At 56.8% G+C, this 25195-nt stretch carries 22 protein-coding genes and 1 tRNA gene; 7 read left to right on the forward strand and 16 right to left on the reverse strand.

Translation table 11 applies throughout. The features are described 5' to 3' along the window. Positions 1-6: 6 nt before the first annotated feature. From ACOZ42_RS13965 to arsH, 3 genes are read left to right on the forward strand one after another with little or no spacing between them, the layout of a single operon-like run. Positions 7-1296 (forward strand): arsenic transporter, encoded by a 1290-nt coding sequence (locus tag ACOZ42_RS13965; RefSeq protein WP_003801802.1) that lies wholly within the window; start codon positions 7-9, stop codon positions 1294-1296. Positions 1297-1318: 22 nt separating this feature from the next. Then, complete coding sequence (gene arsC / locus ACOZ42_RS13970) at positions 1319-1744, forward strand: arsenate reductase (glutaredoxin) (RefSeq protein WP_426345280.1); 426 nt, start codon at positions 1319-1321, stop codon at positions 1742-1744. Then, entirely contained in the window at positions 1719-2453 is a 735-nt protein-coding gene (arsH, locus tag ACOZ42_RS13975; RefSeq protein ID WP_059318268.1) for an arsenical resistance protein ArsH, read from the forward strand. Before arsC ends, arsH begins: the two co-directional genes overlap by 26 nt. Before the next feature lie 159 nt (positions 2454-2612). Here arsH and ACOZ42_RS13980 read toward each other — a convergent pair whose 3' ends face one another. The 7 genes from ACOZ42_RS13980 to tyrS form a co-directional block, all read right to left on the reverse strand. Then, positions 2613-3275: a hypothetical protein gene (locus ACOZ42_RS13980; RefSeq protein ID WP_003801808.1), complete on the reverse strand. Its 663-nt coding sequence runs from the start codon at positions 3273-3275 to the stop codon at positions 2613-2615. Positions 3276-3963: 688 nt separating this feature from the next. Next, a tRNA-Ser gene (locus ACOZ42_RS13985) sits at positions 3964-4054 on the reverse strand. Between the two features lie 258 nt (positions 4055-4312). Continuing rightward, complete coding sequence (gene ribD / locus ACOZ42_RS13990) at positions 4313-5461, reverse strand: bifunctional diaminohydroxyphosphoribosylaminopyrimidine deaminase/5-amino-6-(5-phosphoribosylamino)uracil reductase RibD (RefSeq protein ID WP_336580109.1); 1149 nt, start codon at positions 5459-5461, stop codon at positions 4313-4315. A gap of 5 nt (positions 5462-5466) precedes the next feature. Further along, a complete protein-coding gene (gene nrdR, locus ACOZ42_RS13995; protein WP_003801815.1) occupies positions 5467-5928 on the reverse strand; it encodes a transcriptional regulator NrdR in 462 nt (153 codons plus the stop codon). Positions 5929-5964: 36 nt separating this feature from the next. Continuing rightward, a complete protein-coding gene (gene glyA / locus ACOZ42_RS14000; protein WP_003801816.1) occupies positions 5965-7215 on the reverse strand; it encodes a serine hydroxymethyltransferase in 1251 nt (416 codons plus the stop codon). A 185-nt stretch (positions 7216-7400) separates the two neighbouring features. Further along, a complete protein-coding gene (locus tag ACOZ42_RS14005; protein ID WP_003801818.1) occupies positions 7401-8036 on the reverse strand; it encodes a YbhB/YbcL family Raf kinase inhibitor-like protein in 636 nt (211 codons plus the stop codon). Positions 8037-8055: 19 nt separating this feature from the next. After that, the gene (gene tyrS / locus ACOZ42_RS14010) at positions 8056-9282 is read right to left on the reverse strand and encodes a tyrosine--tRNA ligase (RefSeq protein WP_003801820.1); all 1227 of its coding nucleotides are present in this window, start codon (positions 9280-9282) and stop codon (positions 8056-8058) included. Positions 9283-9524: 242 nt separating this feature from the next. Between tyrS and ACOZ42_RS14015 the strand changes: the two genes are divergently transcribed. Together ACOZ42_RS14015 and ACOZ42_RS14020 are read left to right on the forward strand one after the other, a co-directional pair. Then, complete coding sequence (locus tag ACOZ42_RS14015; RefSeq protein ID WP_219235096.1) at positions 9525-10892, forward strand: M23 family metallopeptidase; 1368 nt, start codon at positions 9525-9527, stop codon at positions 10890-10892. A gap of 5 nt (positions 10893-10897) precedes the next feature. Further along, positions 10898-11995, forward strand: coding sequence for an anhydro-N-acetylmuramic acid kinase (locus ACOZ42_RS14020; protein ID WP_426345281.1), 1098 nt, complete (start codon positions 10898-10900; stop codon positions 11993-11995). 364 nt (positions 11996-12359) lie between these two features. On the opposite strand, the gene erpA is transcribed toward ACOZ42_RS14020, so the two are convergent. From erpA to pmbA, 7 genes are all read right to left on the reverse strand, one after another. Next, entirely contained in the window at positions 12360-12728 is a 369-nt protein-coding gene (erpA, locus tag ACOZ42_RS14025; RefSeq protein ID WP_003801826.1) for an iron-sulfur cluster insertion protein ErpA, read from the reverse strand. Positions 12729-12817: 89 nt separating this feature from the next. Next, entirely contained in the window at positions 12818-13546 is a 729-nt protein-coding gene (locus ACOZ42_RS14030) for a DUF6776 family protein (protein ID WP_426345282.1), read from the reverse strand. A 35-nt stretch (positions 13547-13581) separates the two neighbouring features. Continuing rightward, positions 13582-14646 (reverse strand): N-acetyl-gamma-glutamyl-phosphate reductase, encoded by a 1065-nt coding sequence (gene argC / locus ACOZ42_RS14035; protein ID WP_301605987.1) that lies wholly within the window; start codon positions 14644-14646, stop codon positions 13582-13584. Between the two features lie 159 nt (positions 14647-14805). Further along, positions 14806-15198, reverse strand: coding sequence for a 30S ribosomal protein S9 (gene rpsI / locus ACOZ42_RS14040; protein WP_003801832.1), 393 nt, complete (start codon positions 15196-15198; stop codon positions 14806-14808). A 9-nt stretch (positions 15199-15207) separates the two neighbouring features. Then, positions 15208-15636, reverse strand: coding sequence for a 50S ribosomal protein L13 (gene rplM / locus ACOZ42_RS14045; RefSeq protein WP_003801836.1), 429 nt, complete (start codon positions 15634-15636; stop codon positions 15208-15210). A 473-nt stretch (positions 15637-16109) separates the two neighbouring features. Further along, positions 16110-17213 carry a TRAP transporter substrate-binding protein gene (locus tag ACOZ42_RS14050; RefSeq protein WP_003801838.1) on the reverse strand — a complete coding sequence of 368 codons (1104 nt, stop codon included), beginning with the start codon at positions 17211-17213 and terminating at the stop codon, positions 16110-16112. Between the two features lie 264 nt (positions 17214-17477). Further along, complete coding sequence (gene pmbA, locus ACOZ42_RS14055; protein WP_003801840.1) at positions 17478-18845, reverse strand: metalloprotease PmbA; 1368 nt, start codon at positions 18843-18845, stop codon at positions 17478-17480. Positions 18846-18912: 67 nt separating this feature from the next. Here pmbA and yjgA point away from each other — a divergent pair, with 67 nt between their 5' ends. Next, positions 18913-19467: a ribosome biogenesis factor YjgA gene (gene yjgA / locus ACOZ42_RS14060; protein ID WP_003801841.1), complete on the forward strand. Its 555-nt coding sequence runs from the start codon at positions 18913-18915 to the stop codon at positions 19465-19467. Further along, positions 19464-20132 (forward strand): alpha/beta hydrolase, encoded by a 669-nt coding sequence (locus tag ACOZ42_RS14065; protein ID WP_003801843.1) that lies wholly within the window; start codon positions 19464-19466, stop codon positions 20130-20132. Before yjgA ends, ACOZ42_RS14065 begins: the two co-directional genes overlap by 4 nt. Before the next feature lie 61 nt (positions 20133-20193). Here the strand turns inward: ACOZ42_RS14065 and ACOZ42_RS14070 are convergent, their stop codons facing one another. Both ACOZ42_RS14070 and ACOZ42_RS14075 read right to left on the reverse strand, forming a co-directional pair. Continuing rightward, positions 20194-22272: a CocE/NonD family hydrolase gene (locus tag ACOZ42_RS14070; RefSeq protein WP_426345283.1), complete on the reverse strand. Its 2079-nt coding sequence runs from the start codon at positions 22270-22272 to the stop codon at positions 20194-20196. A 184-nt stretch (positions 22273-22456) separates the two neighbouring features. Next, positions 22457-24928, reverse strand: coding sequence for a GNAT family N-acetyltransferase (locus tag ACOZ42_RS14075; RefSeq protein WP_003801847.1), 2472 nt, complete (start codon positions 24926-24928; stop codon positions 22457-22459). Between the last annotated feature and the right edge of the window lie 267 nt (positions 24929-25195).

Genomic DNA, 25195 nt, shown 5'->3' on the forward strand with positions numbered 1-25195 from the left:
TACACCATGCTTGCTGCAATACTGATTTTCATCACCACCTTGACGCTTGTCATCTGGCAACCCAAAGGCCTGGGTATAGGCTGGAGCGCCTCCCTGGGGGCTGCCGCGGCCTTGTTGCTCGGGGTAGTGCAATGGACAGATCTGGCCCTGGTCTGGAATATTGTCTGGAACGCCACTGCCACCTTTGTGGCCATTATCATCATCAGCCTGTTGCTGGATGAGGCGGGCTTTTTTGAATGGGCCGCCCTTCACGTGGCACGCTGGGGAGCTGGCAATGGACGCCGGCTTTTTGCCTTTATCGTGATTCTGGGCGCAGCGGTTTCGGCCTTGTTTGCCAATGATGGGGCAGCCCTGATACTGACGCCTATCGTCATGGCCATGTTGCTGGCATTGGGCTTCTCGGCCCCTGCCACCCTGGCATTTGTCATGGCAGCGGGTTTTATCGCCGACACCGCCAGTTTGCCGCTGGTTGTCTCCAACCTGGTGAACATCGTCTCTGCGGACTACTTCAAACTGGGCTTCACGGACTATGCCTGGGTCATGGCGCCCGTCAATCTCGTGTCCGTGCTGAGCAGCCTGATTGTCCTGATACTGTATTTCCGGCGCGACATCCCCGTCCGCTATCACCTGGAGCAATTACGACAACCCTCGCAGGCCATCAAGGACATCGCCACTTTCAGGGCTGGCTGGCTCATCCTGGCTTTATTGCTGACCGGTTTTTTTGCGCTGGAGCCCTTGGGTATTCCCATTAGTGCAATTGCCGCCACCGGTGCGCTCATCCTGCTGGCCGTTGCCGCCCGCGGCACGACCATCAACACCAAAAAAGTGCTGCAGGGCGCGCCCTGGCAAATTGTCGTGTTCTCGCTGGGCATGTATCTGGTGGTATATGGGCTGCGCAATGCAGGGCTAACAGACTATCTGGCTTTATTGCTGGACAAATTTGCTGAGGCTGGCGTGTGGGGCGCAGCGATGGGGACCGGCATGCTATCCGCCTTCCTGTCCTCAATCATGAACAATATGCCCACTGTACTGGTCACCGCCCTGTCCATTGACGCCTCCAGCGCCCAAGGCGCCGTCAAAGAAGCCATGATATATGCCAACGTCATCGGCAGCGACCTGGGCCCCAAGTTCACGCCGATAGGCAGTCTGGCTACCCTCTTATGGCTGCATGTGCTGGCGCGTAAAGGCACCACCCTCAGTTGGGCCTATTACTTCAAGGTAGGGGTCATTCTGACTACCCCCGTCTTGCTGATTACCCTTGCCGCTCTGGCACTACGCCTCGATCTCGTCGCCTGAGCCGCTCACACGAAACAACGCCATGACAGACATCATCATCTATCACAACCCCGCTTGCGGCACTTCCAGAAATACACTGGCCCTGATTCGCAATAGCGGACAAGAACCCACCATCATCGAGTATCTGAAAACGCCGCCCGAGCGCGATACCCTGATTCAACTGATTCGAGATTGCGGTCTGAGCGTGCGCGAGATTCTGCGACAGAAAGGAACGCCCTATGAAGAACTGCATTTAGGCGATCCTACGTGGACTGATGAACAACTCATTGACTTCATGCTGGAGCATCCCATTCTGATCAACCGGCCCATTGTCGTCACACCACGGGGCACACGTTTGTGCCGCCCTTCGGAACAGGTACTGGAAATACTTCCACGACCACAACAAGGAGCCTTTCGCAAAGAGGACGGCCAAGCCATCATTGATGAATACGGACAAAGAATTGAATAAAGCTGACTTAGCCCATCTGGACGAACAAGCGTTCAGAGTCCCGGATCTGGCAGAACTGCTGCCCAAGGATCGTGCAACCCACCCACCTCGCATCCTGCTGTTGTACGGTTCCTTGAGGGAACGATCCTACAGCCGCTTTTTGACCTGGGAAGCCGCACGACTATTGGAAGCAATGGGAGCAGAAACCAGGGTTTTCGACCCACAGGGCCTGCCCCTGCCTGAGGGCGCGACAGATGACCACCCCAAAGTACAGGAGCTGCGTCAGTTAGTGCAGTGGGCTGAAGGCATGGTCTGGACCTCGCCCGAACGACACGGCGCCATGACTAGCGTCCTGAAAGCACAAATTGACTGGATACCGTTAAGTATTGGCGCGATTCGCCCGACTCAAGGCAAAACACTGGCGCTGATGCAAGTATCTGGTGGCTCCCAGTCATTTAATGCGTTGAACCAGATGCGGGTGCTGGGCCGCTGGATGCGTCTGATCACCATCCCCAACCAGTCTTCGGTCGCCAAAGCCTTTTTGGAGTTTGACGAAGAAGGCCGCATGAAGCCCTCGTCCTACTATGAACGGGTGGTGGATGTGATGGAAGAATTGGTGAAGTTCACCTTGCTGACGCGCGACTGCGCTGCTTATCTGGTGGATAGGTACAGCGAACGCAAGGAAACGGCGCAGGAATTATCCAGGCGGGTGAATCAAAGAAGCATTTAAAAGGTGACACCGCCTGAACAGCGCCATTTCGCTTTTCACGGCCTTGCCTGGCCCTTTTAACGATAAGGTACACGGGGCTGAGCGATTCACGTCATGAACCAAGCCCTCGAAACCATCCGGCTTCGAGGGCCAGAGTCACAGCTTATAGCCGCAATGACCTTAGCAGCCAGGCGTGCTCAAGCCGTGGCCTATCGTTACCGCAGTCACTTTGACGTCTTTAAATGCTTGATGCGCCTCAGCATCAAAGCGCCGGTCACAATTAAAGCGTGTGTCCATGACAAAATCCTCTCCCGCCGCTTTAGTCATATGGTCTTGCCAGAGGCTGGCCGCATCCAGCGCATCACCGTCTACCAGAACCACCTCCAGCATCACTTCCATAAACCCCGCCGCCCGGGGCCCTTCCCACAAGGCATAGACCGAGGGATCAGCGGCATTGCCGCAGAGAGACAGGCAATCGGCAAGATAGCTCAGGCCTCCGCCCGAAGACTCTTCAAAGGCTCCCGGCGTTAATGTCTGCCCTGCCGGCGGCGCATAATCGCCGATAAATGTGCCCAGATTGGCCTGGCATTGGCCGCCCAGTTCCATACTCAATGAAGCCACTGCACCATTGTTGATGGTGGCTGTGATGTCGCACCCTTGCACGCGGAAAACATGTGAGTCTCCATAAGACTGGCGCGGTATCCCGGCAATCGATTCAAAGTACCGCTGATTCGTACCCAGCATTTCCCCATTGAACACTTCCTTCACCGTTGCGGCCTGTGCCCCGGTTGCCAGCATACCGATGACGCTAGAGATGGCAAGAGCTTTAAAATAATGCGACATAAGTAGAGTCCTTAATTGGGCTGAACCCCAATTCTTAAAAACCAAGATCAGTGTGAGAAATGAAACGTACCAGTCAACAATCCGAAAGCAGGATAAACGATAAACATGAAGAGAGCTCTGAATAGTCTATAGACTTTTAATTTTAAAAATTCAAAAAAACCATACAGATAGACGGCTAAATAATGCTCATCGCACAGATCAAGCGGTACCGGATACGACGTATCCGCAAAGACGACACTATACCGTTGTTTGAGCTCTTTTATAAATCCAAAAATGTGAAAACCCATCAACAAAACACATTGAATGGAAAACAAAAATAATCACAAAGCAGCAGCAAAAAAAATTAATAGTATTTCTACATAATTAACGTCAAAACCCCGTGACTTGAACGTGGTCTGATCGCTTTGCTGCAGGGCCTCGCAATCCCACCACGCCTGTCGGGCCATAAGCATCAGAAAAAAATCAGAGCAAAACCGTTTGCCTCTGTCAGCAAAACAAATTCAAAAAGAGCAGCAGCTTCACCCTTCCGGCTACCTGTTTATCAGCGCCTCAGACAGACGGGCACTCCCAACGCCCCGCCCCCCCTCCTTTCAAGCCCGTGGATGCAAGACTAGGTCCCGTTTCAAACCCTACAGACAATAAAAAACCCGCCGAGCGATGCGCTGGGCGGGTTTTCAGATCTAATTCTTGGCGGACAGAGGGGGATTCGAACCCCCGATACGCTATAAACGTATACACGCTTTCCAGGCGTGCGCCTTCAACCACTCGGCCACCTGTCCTAATTATTCTTTGGCCAAGCAATGTGAAGCTGCTAATGCCAAGTCCATAATAATAGCAGCACTTGTCCTTGTAACGCAAGCATTCAATTTTTTCTTGGACGAATTGTTGGCAAGGCCGTACTGGAGAGGCGGCTCACGCTCAAGGCCCAGGCAAAGTGACACTATTGAGCGAGTGATACGGGCACTTGAGTCTGTCGCCCCGCTTTCATCGGCTTCTTGCTCATACGCCTGAGCACACCGACTTGGGGGGGAAACGGCTTATTCCGAATCGGGAGGATAAGCCCCGCCCACCGCACGCAACAAAGCATCCCAGTGATCACGCTGACGAGCAAGAATACGCAGGTCAGCCCCCAGCAGACGCACGTCGGTGAACTCGAAAGGTTCGACATCCTCCAGGCCCGACAAAGCCGTAATGTCCGCCACACCGCGCCCCTGCCCCAAAATTTTAGGGGCCAGATACATCAGCAGTTGGTCTACCACGCCAGCATCAATCAATGCCCCCGAAAGTCGTGCTCCCGCCTCTGCATGAACTTCATTAATCTGTTGTTCGGCCATCCAATCCAGAATGGCACGCACATCCACCTGGCCCTCGTGCAAAGGCATGGGAATAACCTGAGCATTGCGGTCTGCCAACTCAGCCTCACGCTCGGGATCGCGACGATGGCTGAATACCCAACACAAGGTGCCATCCAGCAAGGCAGCCTTGGGGTCAAGGCGCAAATGGGTGTCGAGCACGGCTTTGATAGGCGGCCGGGGAGTGGAAACCGCCCGCACATTCATCAAGGGATTATCCGCGTTCACCGTACCGATGCCGGTCAAGACAACGCAACTGCGAGCGCGCCAGTGGTGACCATCATCACGGGCCTGCGGTCCGGTAATCCATTGAGATCGCCCATCCGGCAAGGCACTGCGACCATCCAGTGAGGCGGCCATCTTCATCCATAACCAGGGGCGTGCGCGTGTCATACGAGCAAAAAATCCGGCGTTGATCGCCAGCGCCTGCTCGACGCACACAGGGCCATCCACAGAGATGCCCGCCTGACGCAAGCGTGAGACGCCGTTGCCTGCCACCAAAGGGTTAGGGTCGTACATGGAAAAGACCACGCGCCCAGCTCCCGCCTTGACCAGCGCATCCGCACAAGGAGGCGTACGCCCATGATGGCTGCAAGGCTCCAGGGTGACATAAAACGTCGCGCCGGCCACGTTCACGCCTCGCTCTGCCGCCTGTCGCAACGCCATCACTTCTGCATGAGGTCCACCAGCCTGCTGTGTGGAGCCTGAAGCCAACAACTGGCCGTCGCGCACAATCAGACAGGCGACTCGGGGATTGGGGGCACTGATATAAAGGGATTGCTCGGCCAGCTTCAGAGCCTGCCGCATCCAGACGACGTCTTCTTGTTCGACCATAAGCCTTAGCCGCGGTCGGGATCGTTCATTTCGTCGATCGCCTCTACAAACTCGCGGATGTCCTTAAAACTCTTGTAGACCGAGGCAAAACGCACATACGCCACCTGATCCAACTGCTTGAGTTCGGCCATGACCAGTTCACCGATAGTCTCCGAGGAGACTTCACGCTCGCCAGTCAGTTGAAGTTTTTCTTCGATGCGCTGCACGGCAGCATCGACTTGCGCCATGGGGATGGAGCGTTTGCGCAACGCAACGCCCATGCTCGCCCGCAAGCGGGCGGGGTCAAAATCCATACGGGTGCCATTGCGCTTGGCCACAACGGGCAAGCTCAGTTCAGCACGCTCGTAAGTTGTGAAGCGCCGTTCACAGGCCGAGCATTTACGACGTCGCCGTATGGCGTCGCCTTCTTCGGTGATTCGGGAATCGATCACCTGGGTATCGGCATGGTGGCAGAACGGACACTTCATTCAGAATCGCGGGCCTTGCGGCCCGCTCCGGCTGGATTACTTGGAGGAGTAGACGGGCAACTTGGCAGTCAGCTCGTGTACACGGCGACGAACATCTGCCAAAACGGCTTCGTCGTGAGGGTTGTCAAGTACATCAGCAATCAGATGTGCCGTCAATTCCGCCTCGGCTTCTTTAAAGCCGCGCGTAGTCATGGCAGGCGTACCCAGACGCACACCGCTGGTGACAAAGGGCTTCTCAGGGTCGTTCGGAATGGCGTTCTTGTTGACGGTGATGTGCGCCTTGCCCAGGGCCTCCTCAGCCACTTTACCGGTAATACCTTTGGGACGCAGGTCCACCAGCATGACGTGGCTTTCGGTACGGCCAGAGACGATGCGCAGACCGCGCTCGACCAGGGTGCGAGCCAGTACGTCGGCGTTTTTCACGACTTGAGCAGCGTAAGTCTTGAACTCGGGGGCCAGCGCTTCCTTGAACGCCACGGCTTTACCCGCAATGACGTGGATCAGGGGGCCGCCTTGAATGCCGGGGAAGATCGCCGAGTTGATGGCTTTCTCGTGCTCAGCCTTCATCATGATCACGCCGCCACGAGGGCCACGCAGCGACTTGTGCGTCGTCGAAGTCACGAAGTCAGCGTGAGGCACAGGGTTGGGGTACACCCCGCCTGCAACCAGACCGGCATAGTGAGCGATGTCCACCATGAGCAGGGCACCGTTCTCATGCGCAATGCGCGCCATGCGTTCAAAATCAATGCGCAGGGAATAAGCCGAAGCACCACCCACGATCAGCTTGGGCTTGTGCTCTTTGGCCAAGCGCTCCAGTTCCTCGTAGTCCAGCTCTTCGTTGGCGTCCAGACCGTAGGACACAAAGTTGTACAGCTTGCCCGAGGCATTCACCGGGGAACCGTGGGTCAGGTGACCGCCTTCGGCCAGGCTCATACCCAGCACAGTGTCACCGGGCTTGAGCACAGCCATGTACACGCCCTGGTTGGCTTGCGAGCCGGAGTTGGGCTGAACGTTGGCGGCCTCGGCGCCAAACAGTTCTTTCAAACGATCAATAGCCAATTGCTCGACCACGTCCACGAACTCACAACCGCCGTAGTAGCGTTTGCCAGGGTAACCTTCCGCGTATTTATTGGTCAGTTGTGTGCCCTGGGCTTGCATCACGGCAGGGCTGGTGTAGTTTTCCGAGGCAATCAGCTCGATGTGCTGCTCCTGGCGCACATCTTCGCTTTGAATCGCAGCCCAAAGATCGGGATCAACTTTGTCAAGAGTCGCAGAACGGTCAAACATGAGGGTTCCTAAGGATAAAGTAGGTAGCAAACTAAGAAAGCAACATTTTAGCGCGGAAGCGCATCAAACCACCGAGACAAACATCTCCGGTGGCAGAAACCCCATAAAATGCGGAAATAACGTTAGGCGGCAACGGGCGGACTCAAGAGAATATGAATAAAACTCAAATAGTCCGCCCCGGGGAATCAGGATTGCTGAATCAAACGGGGATTCAGGGTGTACAGACCTGTCAAGGTCGCACGAGCCAGAATGTGTCCTTCCATGGCACGCAGTACATCCTGGCCGTTAAAACGCCCCTCCAGAGGCAGCTCGGCAATGTCCAGCGCGTAGACCGTAAAGACATAACGGTGTGGCAAGGCGTCGTTCCACGGCGGACACGGGCCATCGTAGCCAAAGTAATCACCGTTCATGTCGCGATCGCTGGCAAACCAGTTGGTAAAGTCATTCACACCCTGGCGCGTATCATCCAGCGCCAAAGGGCCGGCTTTACCGCGTGGCGTAATACCCTTGGAGTACGAACCTTCGGCCAGACTTCGCAATTGGGGGGAGATGTTGATCAACACCCAATGAAAGAAATCCACCCGTGGCAGATCCGCCGGCACCTCGCGCCCATCCTGGTTCACATCGTCCGGTTTACTGGGGACATCGGGGTCGTGGCAAATAACCACAAAGGATTGGGTCTGCTCGGGAACATCGGACCATTCCAGATGCGGATTGGCATTACCAGCCAATGCAACTCTCGACTGTGCGTCGTATCGGCAAAAAGCCAGACGCTCGGGAATGATGCCCTGATCTTGAAAAGAATCACTACGCAGTTTCATTGCAGACCTCCACAATCAATCAGCCGGTCAAGGTGACCCGCGCAAACTTGCGCTTGCCTACTTGCAGCACATAGCTGCCCGGCTCCAGTTGCAAACCCTTATCGTCCACACGCTCACCATTGATGCGTACGCCGCCCTGCTCCACATTGCGCTGGGCCTCACTGCTGGAGGCGACCAGACCTGCTTCACGCAACACGCGCAACAAGGCCAGCTCACCGGCCACCGTAACCTCGGGCATGTCCTCGGGCATTTCGCCCCGACGGAAACGGGCATCAAATGTTTCCAGTGCCTGGGCCGCAGCCTGGGCGCTGTGGAAACGCGTGACGATCTCCTGTGCCAGCTCCACTTTGACCTCGCGCGGGTTCCGGCCCTGGTCGATCTGCTTTTGCAGGCCGGCAATGTCTTCCAGACTACGGAACGACAAGAGCTCGAAATACCGCCACATCAAGGTATCGGAGATGGACATCAATTTGCCGAACATCGAGTCCGGCGTTTCACTAATACCAATGTAATTGCCTTTGGATTTGGACATTTTTTCCACGCCGTCCAAACCCACCAGCAAAGGCATGGTCAGAATGCATTGCTGCTCCTGCCCATATTCTTTTTGCAATTCACGTCCCACCAACAAATTGAATTTCTGGTCGGTACCGCCCAATTCCACATCGGCTTTCAATTGAACCGAATCGTAGCCTTGCAACAAGGGGTACAAAAACTCGTGTACCGAAATAGGCTGATTGGCCTTAAAGCGTTTGGTGAAGTCGTCCCGCTCCATCATGCGTGCCACGGTATAACGGGAAGCCAATTGAATCATGCCACGTGAGCCGAGCTTGTCGCACCATTCCGAGTTATAGCGAACTTCGGTGCGGGCAGGGTCCAGAACCAGCGCGGCCTGATCGTAATAAGTCTTGGCGTTGGCAATGACCTGCTCGGGCGTCAAAGGCGGGCGGGTGGTGTTGCGCCCACTGGGATCGCCAATGGTGGAGGTGAAATCGCCAATCAGGAAAATAACGGTATGCCCCAGATCCTGCAACTGGCGCATCTTGTTCAGCACCACGGTGTGCCCCAGGTGAATGTCAGGAGCCGTGGGGTCCAGACCCAGCTTGATCCGCAGCGGCTGTCCTGTTGCATGGCTGCGCGCCAGTTTGCGGGCAAACTCGGATTCGACGAGCAATTCGTCGCAGCCGCGTTTGACGATGGCTAAATCAGCCAGGACTTCTGGAGAAAGGGGCTCTGAGGGGGATGACATAACAAATCTGGTGACAAACTAATGAGTAAAAATGCTCGAAAAATTAAGCCTAATGCGCTAGGATAGCCTGCTATTGCGAGACGTGCTTAATTAATGAGCAAGGTTTCGTAAACCACCCTATTTTATCATTCCCGCGCAGGTCAGATCGCCAGGGCTGGAATGTTCTGTCCGCCCAGTACAACTGACCTCCGCCTGCAAACCGGGTGGACGGTAAACCGTACGTCCAACAAGGTTCTGGTTTTATGTTCAGCAAAGGGAAACGCTCCTCCTCCCACCTTAACATCCACCAGCCTCGGTTCGCCCGAGCCCTCATTATCCGCACTGGTTTGGTCACGCTGGCCCTGGGTTCCTTTGTCGCCGCCGGCGCGCTGGCCGTGGTGATGCCCAGCAGCCCCGAGCCCCAGATTTACCAAGCCCGCACTGCCTTGACCCTGCCGTCGGATCTGACGGTATTGCAAGCCCAGGATCAACAAGCCTACGTCACGGAAACCCGCATTCGCCGTGGCGATACCCTGTCCGCCCTGCTGCAGCGCATGCAGGTGAGCGAAGAGGGTTTACTGCAGTTTCTGACTCACGACAAGCAGGCGCGCTCAATCTACAAGCTCTATCCGGGTCGTACCGTGCAGGCAGCGCTGGATGCCAATGGCAATTTGCAATGGCTGCGCTACCGCCACACCCCGTATTCCGAGCAATCCGGTCAGGGCCAGGCCCGTTGGCTGGAAGTTCGGCCCGACGGGCAAGGCGGTTTTGTCGCTGAGGAGCAAAGCGACCAGACCCAGACCCGGGTACGTGTCGCCCAGGCCACCATCAACAGCTCGCTGTTTGGCGCCAGCGACCAAGCCGGCATCCCCGACAACATCACGCTGCAAATGGCCGATGTCATGGGCAGCAAGATTGACTTTCTGAAAGACCTGCGCAAAGGCGACAGCTTCCGCGTGGTCTACGAATCCTACGGCCATGAAGGGCAGGACGTAGGTTCGGGTCGCCTGCTGGCAGTGGAGTTCATCAATCAGGGCAAAGTTCATGAAGCGGCCTGGTTCCAGCCCGAAAACGGCAGCGGCGGCTACTACGATTTCAGCGGCCAAAGCCTTAAAGGCGCTTTCCTGCGCACCGCCCTGAAATTCACCCGCATCAGCTCCACATTTGGCGGTCGTCGCCATCCCGTACATGGCGGCTGGCGTGACCACAACGGTGTGGACTACGCGGCCCCATCGGGTACGCCCATTCATGCCACAGCCGATGGCACCGTTGAGTTCATTGGCCGTCAAAATGGCTATGGCAATACCATCATTCTCAAGCACCACGGCCAGTTCACCACGCTGTACGCCCATCAAAGCCGCTTTGCGGCCGGGCTGCGCAAAGGTGATCGTGTCGAACAGGGTCAACTGATCGGCTATGTGGGATCGACGGGCTGGGCAACGGGCCCGCACCTGCACTACGAATTCCGTATTGCGCAAAAAGCCGTTGATCCTTTGTCGGTAGATCTGCCTGTCGCGCGTGTTCTGGATGCCCCCCAACGCAAGCAGTTCCAGCAAACCCTGGCCTCCTATCAGGACAGCTTCGCTTTGCTGCACACGGACGCTGAGCCCGTGCAATTGGCCAGCCGTTAAGCCCCATGTCAGCCCCCCTGTATATCGGACTCATGTCCGGGACCAGCATGGACGGTGTGGATGCCGTGCTGGCTTCCTTCGGCACACAGGGGGCACAGATACACCAAACCCGCAGCCTGCCCATGCCGGCCGCTTTGCGAGCCGAGCTGCTGGCTTTGCAACACCCGGGACAGAATGAGCTAGCGCGTGCCAGCATTGCCGCTGTGCAACTGACCGAACTCTACGCCCAGGCGTGCCTGCCCTGGACCCAAGGCGCAGAAAAAGAGCTGATCCGCGCGATTGGCGTACACGGCCAAACCATCCGCCATGCACCTGACCAGGGCTACACCCTGCAACTGAACGCCCCTGCCCTGCTGGCCGAGCGCTGCGGCATAGATGTGATTGCAGACTTTCGCAGCCGGGATATTGCCGCGGGCGGCCAAGGGGCACCCTTGGTGCCTATCGTCCATGAGGCGCTTTTCCGTCACGAGCACGGCCGCGTCATTCTGAATCTGGGCGGGATTGCCAATATTTCCCTGCTACTGCCGGGGCGTGAGGTGTTTGGCTTTGATACCGGCCCGGCGAACATGCTCCTGGATGCCTGGGTGAACAAACATCAAGGCCAGCCTTATGACAAGGACGGTCAATGGGCCAATAGCGCGACGTCTGATCCTGCCCTGCTTGCCAGCCTGTTAAGCGAACCCTGGCTTGCGCTGCCCGCCCCTAAATCCACGGGCCGTGATCTGTTCAATTTGGTTTGGCTGCAAAAGCATCTGGATCTGGTTGATCCCAATAGTGGGCTTTCAGCGGCCATAGTGCAATCCACCCTGATGGATCTGACGGTGCATACCATTGCGCAAGCTATCCAGCCTTACGCTGCTCAGGTGCAGGAATTGATTGTATGTGGTGGCGGCGCGGCCAATCCGGCCTTGCTGAAACGCCTGGGCGATCAACTCACCATGCCCATCCGCTCAAGCGCCGAACTCGGCATGGACCCGCAGTCCATTGAAGCCCTGGCCTTTGCCTGGCTGGCTTATGCACATGTTGAACGTATTCCTGCGGGGCTGCCTGCCGTAACCGGAGCACGTCGCGCAACCGTACTCGGCGCTTGCTATCCGGCCTGACAAACGCTGGCACCCCGCCCCTGACACAAGAGGCAATCCGATAACGCTAGTGCCCTGGAGCATCTGATCAGGCACAGCCCCGCAAGATGAAACCCTGACAAACAAATGACAGGCACTCATCCATCCCAACTTCAAGCATCCCAAGCCTCAAGCCCGTTCTCCCGCCCGCGCTCCCCTCATTCACGGAGCTATCCACCTCGCCTGCCCCTGCTACAGAGCCCGGAAATGCGCAGATTCATCAAACACGATATGCTCACGCGCACAACTAAAACACCCCAGACCCTGCATTCAGAGTCTGGGGTGTTTGTGTACAAATCCTGCTAAAGCCGATCAGCGCTGAACGACCAGCGCTGACGCCACCTTCTTACATCGTGAAGGAAGAGCCGCAGCCGCAGGTCGTTGTCGCATTAGGATTACGGATAACGAACTGAGCACCGTCCAGATCGTCTTTGTAATCAATCTCTGCGCCCACCAGGTACTGGAAGCTCATGGCGTCAACCAGCAGTTGTACGCCGTCTTTATCAATAATGGTGTCGTCGTCGTTAACCAGTTCGTCAAAAGTGAAGCCGTACTGGAAGCCGGAACAGCCACCACCTTGCACGAAGACGCGCAGCTTCAGTTCGGGGCTGCCTTCTTCAATCAGGAGCTCACGGACCTTCTCAACCGCTGAATCGGTAAAGATCAGAGGGGAAGGAGGGGCTTGCAGATCAACGGATTCGGTAAGAGTGCTCATGTGGTTCTCCTGCCGGCCCCCGCCGGCATGAATAATTATCATGTGATCGCCTTGCACATGACCACCCGCGGGTAAGGTGATTAGTCTGGCTAGGCGATTTTTTCCTGGCGAGAAGCGCGGATAACGCTTCCTTCCAGAACATTCAGCGTCAAGGCGGTGGGCTCAAAGCCTGGCGGCAACGCCAGCCAACCCATAGCGCGCTGAAACTGGTTAAAGTTTAAGATCAAAGGATCAGTCTGTTCTACAGACGACTCTGCCAGCCCCGAATCTGGCCCGGAACTGGGTGTTAAATCGATTTTAACGTTTTTTCCGTCTTGCCGCCCGGTCAGCTGAAACTGCAGGCGACCAGAAAATGGCTTTCCTTCCGGGGCGTTACGTTGCAGCAGGACTTTATACTCCAGCAGATCTCCCCTCTTACTGACCTCCAGGGCACGAACCGTAATGGAACCACTGGGGCCAGGGGGCAGCAACTGTTCGTAAAAAGCCAGCTGTTCGCGTGTTTGCGCCAGTTCGGTCTGAGTGGACAGCAAGGATTTTTCCAGCCCCTTGCGTGTGCTCTCCTCCAACACCAACTGCCCACGCAGCACCTCAAATTCGCTTTGAATCTGCTGCAGGGATTGCTGACTACGTGCCAGATTCTGCATCGCCAACTGAATTTGTTCAGACTGGTCTGCAGGCTGGGTCAGGCTGCGGTATAGCCATAGACCACCGCCACCCAATAACATACCCGCCAATACCGCCAGTGCAATGACAGACGCTCCGCCCCGCGCACGGGAAGGAGCGGCAGTCTGAGTCGTGGTTTGTGGTGATTCAGTCATGGATATTTGACCTGTTCACCAAGACCAAGTTCCCCTTAAGGCAGAATGGCAACGTGATTCAGGCCAGTTTGTTCTGGCAGGCCGAACAGGATATTCATATTCTGCACGGCTTGACCGGAAGCACCCTTCACCAGATTATCCTGCACCACCAGAATAATCAGCTGATCGCCGTTACCGGGCCGCTGCACGGAAATACGCAGCTGGTTGGAAGCGCGCACCGAACGGGTTTCAGGCAGGGTACCAGCCGGCAACACATCCACAAACGCTTCCTGCGCGTAGCGCTGCTCATACAGGGCCTGGAAGTCCGTGTCCATCGCCTCAGGCTTGATGCGGGCATAGATCGTGGAAAACATGCCGCGAATCATGGGCACCAGGTGGGGCACGAAGGTCAGACCAACCGGGCCGCCGGCCAAACGCTGCAACTGCTCCACAATCTCCGGATGGTGACGGTGACCCGACACGCCATAGGCCTTGAAGTTGTCGCTGGCTTCCGCAAACAGATTGGGAACCGAAGCCCCTTTGCCAGCACCGGACACACCGGATTTGCAATCGGCAATCAGGTGCTGAGTATCAACCAGCGCCTTGCCACCTTCCAGCAAGGGAGCCAAGCCCAGCAGAACCGTAGTGGGATAGCAGCCGGGGTTACCGATCACCTTGGCGTGAGAGATCTTGTCGCGCAGCAGCTCGGGCAAACCATACACCGATTGGCTCAAAATATCGGGGCAGCTGTGTTCCATCTTGTACCACTTCTGGAACACGTCCGTATCTTGCAGACGAAAGTCCGCTGCCAGGTCGATCACACGCACGCCTGCAGCCAGCAAACGCTCGACCTGGCTCATGGCAACACCGTGGGGAGTGGCAAAGAACACCACGTCGCACTGTTCCAGATTGGCATTTTCAGGAGTAGAGAATTTCAGATCCACATGGCCACGCAAGTTCGGATACATATCCGAAACCGGCACGCCATCCTCTTTGCGCGAGGTGATGGCGACCAGTTCCACCTGAGGGTGCTGACTTAACAGACGCAGCAACTCGACCCCGGTGTAACCTGTACCGCCGACAATCCCTACCTTGATCCGGGTATCGCTATGTGTAGCCATGAACTTTCCTGAAAGAGAGACAAGCAAAAATTCTATCTTAACGTAGTCCTGCCTGTTCTCAAGCAGCAGACCCGGTAAAGCAGGACAAATGTAGCCAGCAAACAAAAACCCCGGACAGGTCCGGGGTTTTTGAGCACCATAAACAGGTCGCGAGGCGAATTAACGCTTGCTGAACTGTTTGCGGCGACGTGCTTTGTGCAGACCGACTTTCTTACGCTCAACTTCACGAGCATCACGAGTCACCAGGCCAGCTTGTTTTAGAGCCGTCTTCAGTGTTTCGTCGTAGTCGATCAGAGCGCGGGTGATGCCGTGACGGGCAGCACCGGCCTGGCCGCTTTCGCCGCCGCCATGCACGTTGATCTTGATATCGAAGGATTCAACATGGTTGGTCAGCACCAGAGGCTGACGCACAATCATGCGACCCGTTTCGCGAGCAAAGTATTCGTCAACAGGCTTGCCGTTGACCACGATTTGGCCCGAACCTTTCTTGATGAAGACACGAGCGACGGAGGTCTTGCGACGGCCCGTACCGTAATTCCAGTTACCGATCATGACCTATCCTTAGATGTCCAGAGTTTTAGGCTGTTGAGCACTATGAGGATGCTCGGCACCAGCGTAAACCTTCAGTTTCTTGGCCATGGCGTAGCCCAGAGGGCCCTTTGGCAACATACCCTTGACGGCCTTTTCGATGGCACGGCCTGGGAAGCGCTCTTGCATGGTTTGGAAGTTGGTTTCGTAAATACCGCCTGGGTAGTTCGAGTGACGATAGTACTTCTTATCCTGTGCCTTGTTACCGGTTACGGCAATGTCAGCAGCGTTGATGATAATGATGTAATCGCCGGTATCAACGTGAGGGGTATATTCGGGTTTGTGCTTACCACGCAAGCGGCGTGCGACTTCGCTGGCCACACGACCAAGGACTTTGCCTTTAGCGTCAATCACAAACCAGTCACGTTTGACTTCAAGCGGCTTGGCCACGAAGGTCTTCATGATGGTTCCTAAATATTAAAATTTCGGGTCAAGGCAACATGCCTAACCCCTACAGTCCACCCGCTTTTTCAAGCAAGGCAGCTCTATTTGACCCTGCCAAGACGTTATATTCCGCCCGTGCATTTCTGCCAAATAGCTCGCCATAATAACATAAATAGTGGAAAACACGAGGGTTTTGTACGAAAGCACCGATTTTTTGCCACACCCAGGCCGCGCTTCATAAAAAGAAAGCACGGGTTTCATCTCTGCGCACGCTCCAGCAAGGCTGCGAGTATTTTTCCACCTCAACGCAACACTCTCTTGCGGCGCCTTCCAAAAAGCCTCCCTACCTTTAGATCCACTGATCAGACCCACCCCGTACCCCAGAGCACCAGCCAATAAAAAAACCCCTGCTTCCAACCGGGAAACAGGGGTGAACAAGCTGGACCTGCCAAGCCCGAACAGAGTGCTCTGCCCGGACTCAGATACTGGGATCAGCCTTTTTTCTGGTTTGCCAGAGCAATGCCCAGGTAGTTGTCGTAGGAGCCTTCGGCCACGCGGAACCAAGGCACAAGCGCATCGCGGAAACCCATGTAATCGTCGTGAATCTTCTTGAACATGGGGTCCTTGTCGCAGAATTCCTTGTACACGATATTGGCTGTTTTGAAGGACTCATCCATCACATCACGCGGGAAGGCTTTCAAAATGGCGCCGCTGGCGATCAGACGACGCAAGGCGCCTGGGCTTTGCGCGTCGTACTGGCACAGCATGCGCTCGCCGGCAGCACGCGACGCAATTTCAATCAGCGACTGGTATTGCTTAGGCAGTGCCTGGAAAGCGGCGTCGTTAACGTACAGCGACACTTGCGCCGAACCTTCCCACCAACCGGGGTAGTAGTAGTATTTGGCCACTTTCTGAAAGCCCAGCTTTTCGTCATCTACGGGACCGACGAACTCCACGGCATCCAGCGTGCCTTTTTCCAGCGATGGGTAGATATCGCCCGGCGGCACTTGCTGAGGCACCACACCCATACGGGCCAGCACTTCACCGGCAAAACCGGCCGTACGCATCTTCAGACCTTTCAGGTCTTCCAGGGAATTGATTTCCTTACGGTACCAGCCGCCCATCTGGGTGCCGGTATTCCCGAAGGAAAAGTTGATGATGTTACGGGTCGCGAACAACTCACGCAGCAGTTTCGTCCCGTTGCCTTCCTGCATCCAGGCATTCATCTGACGCGCGTTCAGCCCAAATGGCACTGCCGTATCAAAGCTGAACGATGGATCTTTGCCGTAGTAGTAATACGAAGCTGTCTGACCACACTCAACGGTGCCGTTGCTGACCGCATCCATCACACCAAAACCGGGAACGATTTCACCGGCCGGGTACAAACGGATATTGAAGTTGCCATCCGAGGCCTCTTCCACCATCTTGCAAAACGCCTGAGCGGTCGAAAACAGCGCCGGGGTGGCGGGGCCGTATGTCGATGTCAGCTTCCAATTAACCTTGGGATTGCTCTGGGCAATAGCAGGGGCAGCAATAGCGGCAGTACTGGCGACCGCACCAAGACCTGCCTTTTTCAGAAACGAGCGACGCTGCATGAATAAGCTCCTTGTGGGGATTCAATAACCGGGAAATATTTTTATGCTAGGGATAGTACACTGGCGCGACCCGAATGGGGGGCTGCGAAAGCCCGGATTATCCCGCAAATCGGGGCTTTGATCGTCGGCTCCTTGATCTGGCACATTGGGCAGGCACTTTCATCGAAAACGCCCCCCCAACCCTCATAGGGAAACCGCGCCCTCGCCGGTCTGGCGGCTTGCGGCACCGTTAAGGACAGACCATGCACTGGCACAGCAAGCAGATCAGGCGCCGGCTACCGACATCTGTTCGATCAAAATCGAGCCCGTGCGCTTGGAGCCGGCGGCAAAGGTGTCCGCCCCCACAGCCACGATCTGGGCAAACATCTCAGCCAGATTACCGGCAATGGTCACTTCCTCCACCGCATGCTGAATACGGCCATTTTCCACCCAGTAACCAAATGCGCCCCGCGAATAATCACCTGTCAGGTAATTGACTCCCTGACCGATCAGCTCGGTCACCAGCAGGCCGCGGTCCATCTTCTTGAGCATGGCATCCAGATCATCCTCAGGGCGGGTGAGCCGCGAGCTAAGCAGCAGGTTGTGTGAACCACCGGCATTACCCGTGGACGGCATACCCAGCTTGCGACCCGCGTACGACGACAAAAAGTAGCCTTTCAGCTCGCCAGCACGCACCACGTCGCGGTCCGCCGTGAGCACGCCTTCCGAATCAAACGGCGCACTACCCATGGCAGCTGCCAGATGCGGGCGCTCCAGCACATCAATGTGCTTGGCCATGACGGTCTTGCCCAGCGAATCGAGCAGAAAACTGGTTTTGCGATACAGGGCCGACCCGCTGGTGGCCTGCACCAAAGAGCCGATCAGGCCCACAGCCAGCGGAGCCTCGAACAGAACTGGGTAGCGACCCGTAGGAATACGGCGCGCCGACAGACGCGACAAGGTACGCTCGGCCGCGTAACGCCCGACCGATTCGGGACTGGCCAGACGGGATGGATCGCGCGAGCTGCTGTACCAGTAATCGCGGTGCATATTGTCACCCTTGCCAGCAATAGGGCTGACACTGAGCGAATGACGGCTGTAGGGGTAGCCGCCCAGAAAGCCGCGGCTGTTGCCCATCACAAAATGTCCTTCCAGCGTATCGACCGAGGCGCCTTCCGAATTGCTGATCAGAGGGCTCAGTTCCAGCGCGGCCTGCTCGGCGCGGATAGCCAGTCGGGCAGCCTGATCAGCATCCAGCAGCCAGGGATGGTGCAAATGCAGATCGGGATACTGCTGCGCCAGCATGTCTGCTTCAGGTAAACCGGCAAAGGGATCTTCAGCGGTATAGCGGGCAATATGCCAGGCCGCCTCCACCGTCTCACGCAGCGCCTTGACGGAAAAATCGGAGGTGGAGGCCGAGCCGCTGCGCTGGCCCGCAAACACGGTCACACCCAAGGAGCGGTCTTGCGTCTGCTCTACCGTCTCCAGTTCCAGCTGACGCACGGAGACCGCCAGGCCCTTGTTTTCGGAGATATCGACGGCAGCATCACTGGCGCCCAGTTTTTTGGCATGCCGCAGCGCCTCGTCCACCAATTCACAAAACTGGAACTGATTGGCACTGATCGACAATTGAGAAATAGTTGGATGACTCATTGCTACTCTTTGAGGGTTAGGCGGTTATCATAGCCAATTGGCGACAATCTTTGCTATTTCACTTCTTATGGCCCGTCCACGCACTGAAATCGATGAAAACGGTTACGACCGTCCCAGCAAATCGCAGGTAAAACGCGAGATGCACGCTCTGCTCGATCTGGGCAAACGCCTGATTGAGCTCTCGGACGACAGACTCAAACAGTTAGATCTGGGCGAGCCCTTACTGGCCGCCATCAAGGATGCCAAACGCATCAGCCCAACGGCGCGGGAAGGACGGCGCCGCCAGATCCACTATGTGGGCAAGCTCATGCGCAATGTGGACCCTGAGCCGATCCTGAAACAACTGGATGTCTGGGAAAATGGCTCCAAAGAAGAAACCCGTGCCATGCACAGGCTGGAGGCTTTGCGCGACCTGTTGTTGCGTGATGACGACGCTTTGACCGAATTCATGAATGAGTTTTCCGGGGCCGACATCCAGCAATTGCGCACCCTGATTCGTGCCGCACGCAAAGAAGCGGAGAAAAATTCCACACTGGCACAAGGCCAGGACCCGCAGCGCAAACACTACCGTGCCCTGTACCAGTACATCAAGACCTTGGTAGATCTTTCGGAGTCCGCATGAACCCTCTGCTTGAGTCGATTGAGATTGAAACCGGTGCCAACCCCCAGCATGCCATTATCTGGCTGCACGGTTTAGGCGCCGACGGCCATGATTTTGCCCCTATCGTGCCCGAGCTGGGCCTGCAAGACGCTCCGGCCATTCGTTTCATTTTCCCGCATGCCCCCATCCAGCCTGTCACCATCAACGGTGGCATGGCCATGCGTTCCTGGTACGACATTTATGTGGCGGATCTGGTGCGCCGCGAGGACGAAAGTGGTCTGCGTCAGTCACAGATCGAAGTGCAGAACCTGATCGCCCGTGAAAACGCCCGTGGTATCCCCACCGAAAATATTGTGCTGGCCGGCTTTTCCCAAGGCTGCGCCATGACCTTGCAAACAGGCCTGCGCTTGCCCGAGCGTCTGGCGGGCATGCTCTGTCTGTCGGGCTACCTGCCTTTGGCCCATGCCGTCGAAGCCGAGCGTCATCCCGCCAACCAGAATACCCCCATTTTCATGGCGCACGGCAGCATGGACCCGGTCGTCCCCCTCAGCCGTGCTGAAGCCAGCCGCCAGCAGCTCGAGGCAATGGGCTATCAGGTGCAATGGAATGTCTACCCCATGCCCCACGCAGTCTGTCCGGAAGAAATCAGCGCCATCGGCGGATTCCTCAGACAAGTCCTGCGCTAACAGGACCATGGAACAAAAACACCGCTGCAATTGCAGCGGTGTTTTTTTCAGCCTTTGCTGATTACTGATACATCCGGGCAATTCGCTCCTGCCAGGTTTTCTCACGAACCAACATGCCGTCCTCTTTCAGTTCCCGCGTGAAAGTGAGATAAAAATAAGACTCATCGGACTCGATCCTGGCACGCGCCAACAAATCAATCTCCCGTCCCTTGATGGTAAAGAGGTTGCGCCGCTCGCCCTGATAACGCGCCTGGGCAGGGCGGGCGTCATTGACCTCCCAGCGGTAGCGCTCCTGGGAACGGTACAGATTGTCATGCAGGACCCAACTGAGTTCATTGCTGGCGGTAAAACTCGAATCCCCCGTCTCCTCATCACGGGTACTGCTAAAGACAGGGCCATCCGAATCAATCACACGTCCGAACGGAGCCGCTTCGCTGGCCTGGGGCGGTGACATCCGGCAGGCCTGGGACCCTTGGTCACGCAGGGGCACAACCGGCAAATCCACCCAGGTATCCACACCCGTAAACAGACTGGTCGCCCCCGGCGTCGGACTAGGCCAGATCATGGGGAACTGTGCATTACTCACTGCAAGGCGGATACGGTGACCAGGTTTGAAGCGCCACGTTGTAAAGTGAATGGCGGTATTCAAGATAGTGGGTTCTCCCGGCACCAGGGCTTGAGGCTCCAAGCGCGAAAACCGCTGCGAAGGATTAATGACCGCTCCGCTGACCAGTGAAACGCGCCCGTCCGGGGCCACATCCTCCAGGCGCACGCTCCATTGGTAGAAGGGTGCATCGGCTACCACTTTCAGGCGCACCTGGGGCATGCCCATAATTTCCATAGCCTCTGTCAAAGGCGCGGAATCATAGACCAGACTGTGCATATCATCGGCCGCCATATCCCCGGTCTGCTCGCCCCACCAGCCGCCGCCAGCCAGCCCTGCCCCCGCCTTGTAACGCAAGGTCTGGGCCAGGCCGGATGCGGCGGGCACAGGCGACAGCCCTTGCCCTGCTTGAGGATACCGACGTTCAGTAATGGCCCCTTGCACCGGCCACTGCGCATCGCAACGCCAATAACCAGGGACGGTTTTCAGATCGGTAGCGGGCGCATGACCGGTACGCATGAAAGCCATGCGAGCGGGTTCCTGCAAGATCCCGGTGTCAATGCCCTTGAGCCAGTAATCCCACCAGCGCAATGCCTTCTGGCGCCATTCATAGTTGGGGCCCGGTACGCCGTATTCCGGCCAGGCATGGTTCCAGGGCCCCATTTCCACAATGACGGGCGCCGTGGAGGTACGGCTGACATCCAGTGCAAAATCGCGATAGCCATCGAGCAGCCCCCCAATCAAATAGGCCGGGACCTCCAAAGGTTGTTGCTTGAAGGCCAGAGACTGCGCGCGCCAGAACTCGCCATCCTGTTGTTGACGTAACCAGGTAAAAATCCAGGGTTCACGATCAAAGCGGTTCTTGAAGTAGGCCTCGTCAATCCGGTAATCCGGACTTTGCGGCATGGCATTATCGGTATCGATCTGGTGCGCATACGAGTCGATATGCAAGGCGCCGTCAATATAGTGGACATCGTTGTAGAACAGATCGGTCGAACCATGGGCCGCAATAATCGCCTTGAGCGCCGGCGGTTTTCTGTGGGCCGTCATTAAAGAGTTGAATGCGCTCCAGGACAGGCCGTACATGCCCACCTTGCCATTGGACCAGGGCTTGCGGGAGAGCTGATCAATCAGCTCCTGGGCATCGGCAATCTCAGCGGCGGAATATTCGCTGACAGGAACCGGCCCGGTGCTGCCTCCCGTGCCACGCACATCGACCCGGGCCAGCACATAACCGCGTTTCGCAAAGTAGGAGCCGTAATCGTAGTCGCCCAAGGCGAAGAAATCGTCCTTGCGATACGGCAGCATCTCCAGGATGACCGGAAAGCTCTCATCCGGAGAGCGGGCCAGTGGCCGGTAATAAGTCACTGCCAAACGTACGCCATCTCGCATTTCCAGGAAGTCGTTCTCCATGGAAAACTCGTAATGGTTGTTCTCTGGTGTCATCCCTGTTTGCCCCGAGCAGCCCAGCAGGCCAAGCACCAAGAGCAAACCAAGCATCCATCGCTGCCAGGCAGCCAGCATCAATCGCATCATTATGTCCCCGGTATGGGATGCCATCGTTGGCGGGCATCCTCCATGCAGATGACAGCAGCCCGCACCATGCGTACTGGCTGCCAGCACCAGCGCATCATAGACCCGTCACCGTTGAGTGAATCGGGACATCAAGGGGACAATTAAACGGGTATTTCCCGTTAAACGAGGAGCGGCATGCCTGTGCCTAGTCCGAACGACGCGTCTCACCCAGATCCAGCCAGACCCGACGCATGCTGGGATCTTCCGGGTCTGCGTCGTTCTGGAAGCCCAACCGCTTCATCAGGGCCTGCATGGGCGTATTGGAGGCCAGCACATAACCATCAATGTACGTCAGGCCCTGTTCGGCGGCGGCCTGAATCAACGCCTCCATCAGGGTCACACCCAGGCCGCGACGCTGCCAGGCGTCCCCAATGACCAGCGCATACTCCGCCCCCCGTCCATCACCGTTACGCAAATAGTGGGCAAAGCCAATGATTTCGTCACGGGGATGGTTACGATTGTCCGGATTGGGGGAACGCACGGTTGCAATCAGCGCCAGCTCCCGGTCGTAGTCGATACGGGTGTAGCGCGACAGCATCCGTGGGGTCAGCTCACGCAGCATGGACACGAAACGCATGTAGCGGCTTTCATCCGACAAGCCCCGCATGAACGTCTGCAGGGCCTCGGCATCTTCCGGACGGATAGGCCGCAAGGTCCAGCGCTGTCCATCCTTGAACTGGCGCCGCTCGATCATGTGACGCGGATAAGGATGAATCGCCATGTGGCGGTAGCCCGCCGTCTCGGGCAGCACCAGCATGGACTGCCTGCTCAGCGAGATTGAGATGCTCTTGATATACAGGCTGTTCTCGCCCGCCATGATGGGATCGAGCACAACCCGGCGCACGCCGGGCAGCTCGCTCATCAAGTCCGACAAGCGTTCCAGGACCTGCAAAAGCTGCGTCAGGACCAAAGGCGTCAGTTGCGAGGACAGGCTCTTGCGCCAAAGGGGGCTACGTTCGACCAGCTGGCGCGCCAGATACCGGTTCAGCGGAGGCAATTCGACCGCGGGATAAGACGATGAAAGCCAATCGGCATGATCGGCTGCGCCAAAAACGGCATAAGGGCCGAGCTTGTCATCGGTCTCAAAGCGAATCCCCATCAACGGCACATCCGGGTCGGGCTCGCCTTGATCGTGGGTCACCCGCAGATCAATCACGGGAACATGGAAATAACGCAGCAGATCACGGCACTCCTGCTCGCTGGCTTCACGGCGCTCACTTTGAATCTGCCGTACCAGCTCACGGGCAGGCTCCACCTCTGGCAAAGTGCCCAGCGGCAAAGGCGGCAGGGTTTGCTGTGACAAATGCTGGTTGTAGTGATAACGAGCCAGCAGGTCAAAGGCGTTGGCAGCCGTATCCGGGGTACGGAAAGCAGGCGTGCCCACGCCATCGAGCAAATGACGCAAGGGGCGCATATCCGCGTCCCCAATCAGGCAAGTGATGATGGGTTTGCGCGCACTGGCCGACAACATGGCCAGCTCGCGGGATACGGCCGGCATGTCGGCCAGCGGATCGGGCGTGAGCAAGACCAGGACGCCGTCGATATCCTTGTCATCGAGCAAGGTGGAAATAACCGAATCAATGCGCATGGGCGTCAATGGCACATAGGTCACCACCGGGTTCTGAACCTGATCTCCAGGAGCCAGGAGGTTATCCAGGGCTCGCTGGGTCGAGGGTGCCAGTTCCGGGCACGTCACTGCAGCATCCGCCCCTAACACATCCAGGGCCATCTGCGCAGCCCCATTGCCGTTAGAGAACAGGGCAATGCGCCGCCCTTTGGGGCGACGGGTGTAAACCAGCACTTTCAGGGCCGAGAACAGCTGCACAAAATAACGTATGCGTACCGCCCCCACACGCCGCATCAAGGCATTGAACACGGCCTCGTGCGCCTCACCCTGCTGACGCTGGGCGCCAACTTTCAAGACCACCACTGGCTTGACCGCCGCCACCGCATGTAAAGCGCTGGTAAAACGACGCGAGGCCGGTGTGTGCTCCAGATACAAGGCGATGCTGTCCGTGCGTGGGTCCATGGCCAGATACTCCAGCACTTCAGGCACGTCGATCACGGCCTCGTCCCCGACGGACACAATGGCAGAAAAGCCCAGGCTGACATCTTCAGCCCAGTCCATCAAGGCCGAGGTAATCGAGCGTGACTGGGACACCAGAGCCACCCGGCCCGCCAGCGCCATTTGTGGCTCATGACTCAAATTGATGCCCAGATGCGGCCGCTGTATTCCAAACGCGCGCGGCCCCAGCACCAGGCAATTATTGATGCGCGCCCAGGATCGGGCATACACCATGTCTTCCATGGGATCGCGGGAGGCCAGATTCGAGGGCAAGAGCAGCACCACTCGGGGCTTGTGGACGCGAATCGCATCCAGCGCCTGCGGCAAGCGCACCGGCTCGATACAGACCAGCGCCAGATCCAGGCGCTGTGTACCTGTCAGCCCTTCAAGCCGGTCGGGCACGATAACCTGGGTCGCCGTAATACGGGCCTGGGTAATGCGGCCCGCCAGCCGCCCCGGCACATCCTTGATAAGCGGCAAGGGTAATGTGGATACGACCAATACCGAACGGGGCTCAAACAATGCTGTCAGACGATGCCTTAAGGCTGCCATGATTGTTCCGCCATAAGAAGACCACACACCAAAATAAACAATTCCCTCATCTTAAGCACAGCTGTCTACAAATAAAAGAGACCGGACTGGCGATATCTGTTTTGTGTCATACATCCGTTTTTTTTCCTCTACGAGCTATTTATATACTTTCGTATAGGATTCATACGCCAATGCCTGGGCAAAAACCTCGCAAAGCCAGTCGCAAAGCGGCTTGCAGCACGTAAAATAACAGTCGTTCGGAAAGCGGGACCTTTCGTTCTCTCTGAC

The organism is Alcaligenes sp. HNGD-HTN06, assembly GCF_049932565.1.
GTDB lineage: Bacteria > Pseudomonadota > Gammaproteobacteria > Burkholderiales > Burkholderiaceae_B > Alcaligenes > Alcaligenes ammonioxydans.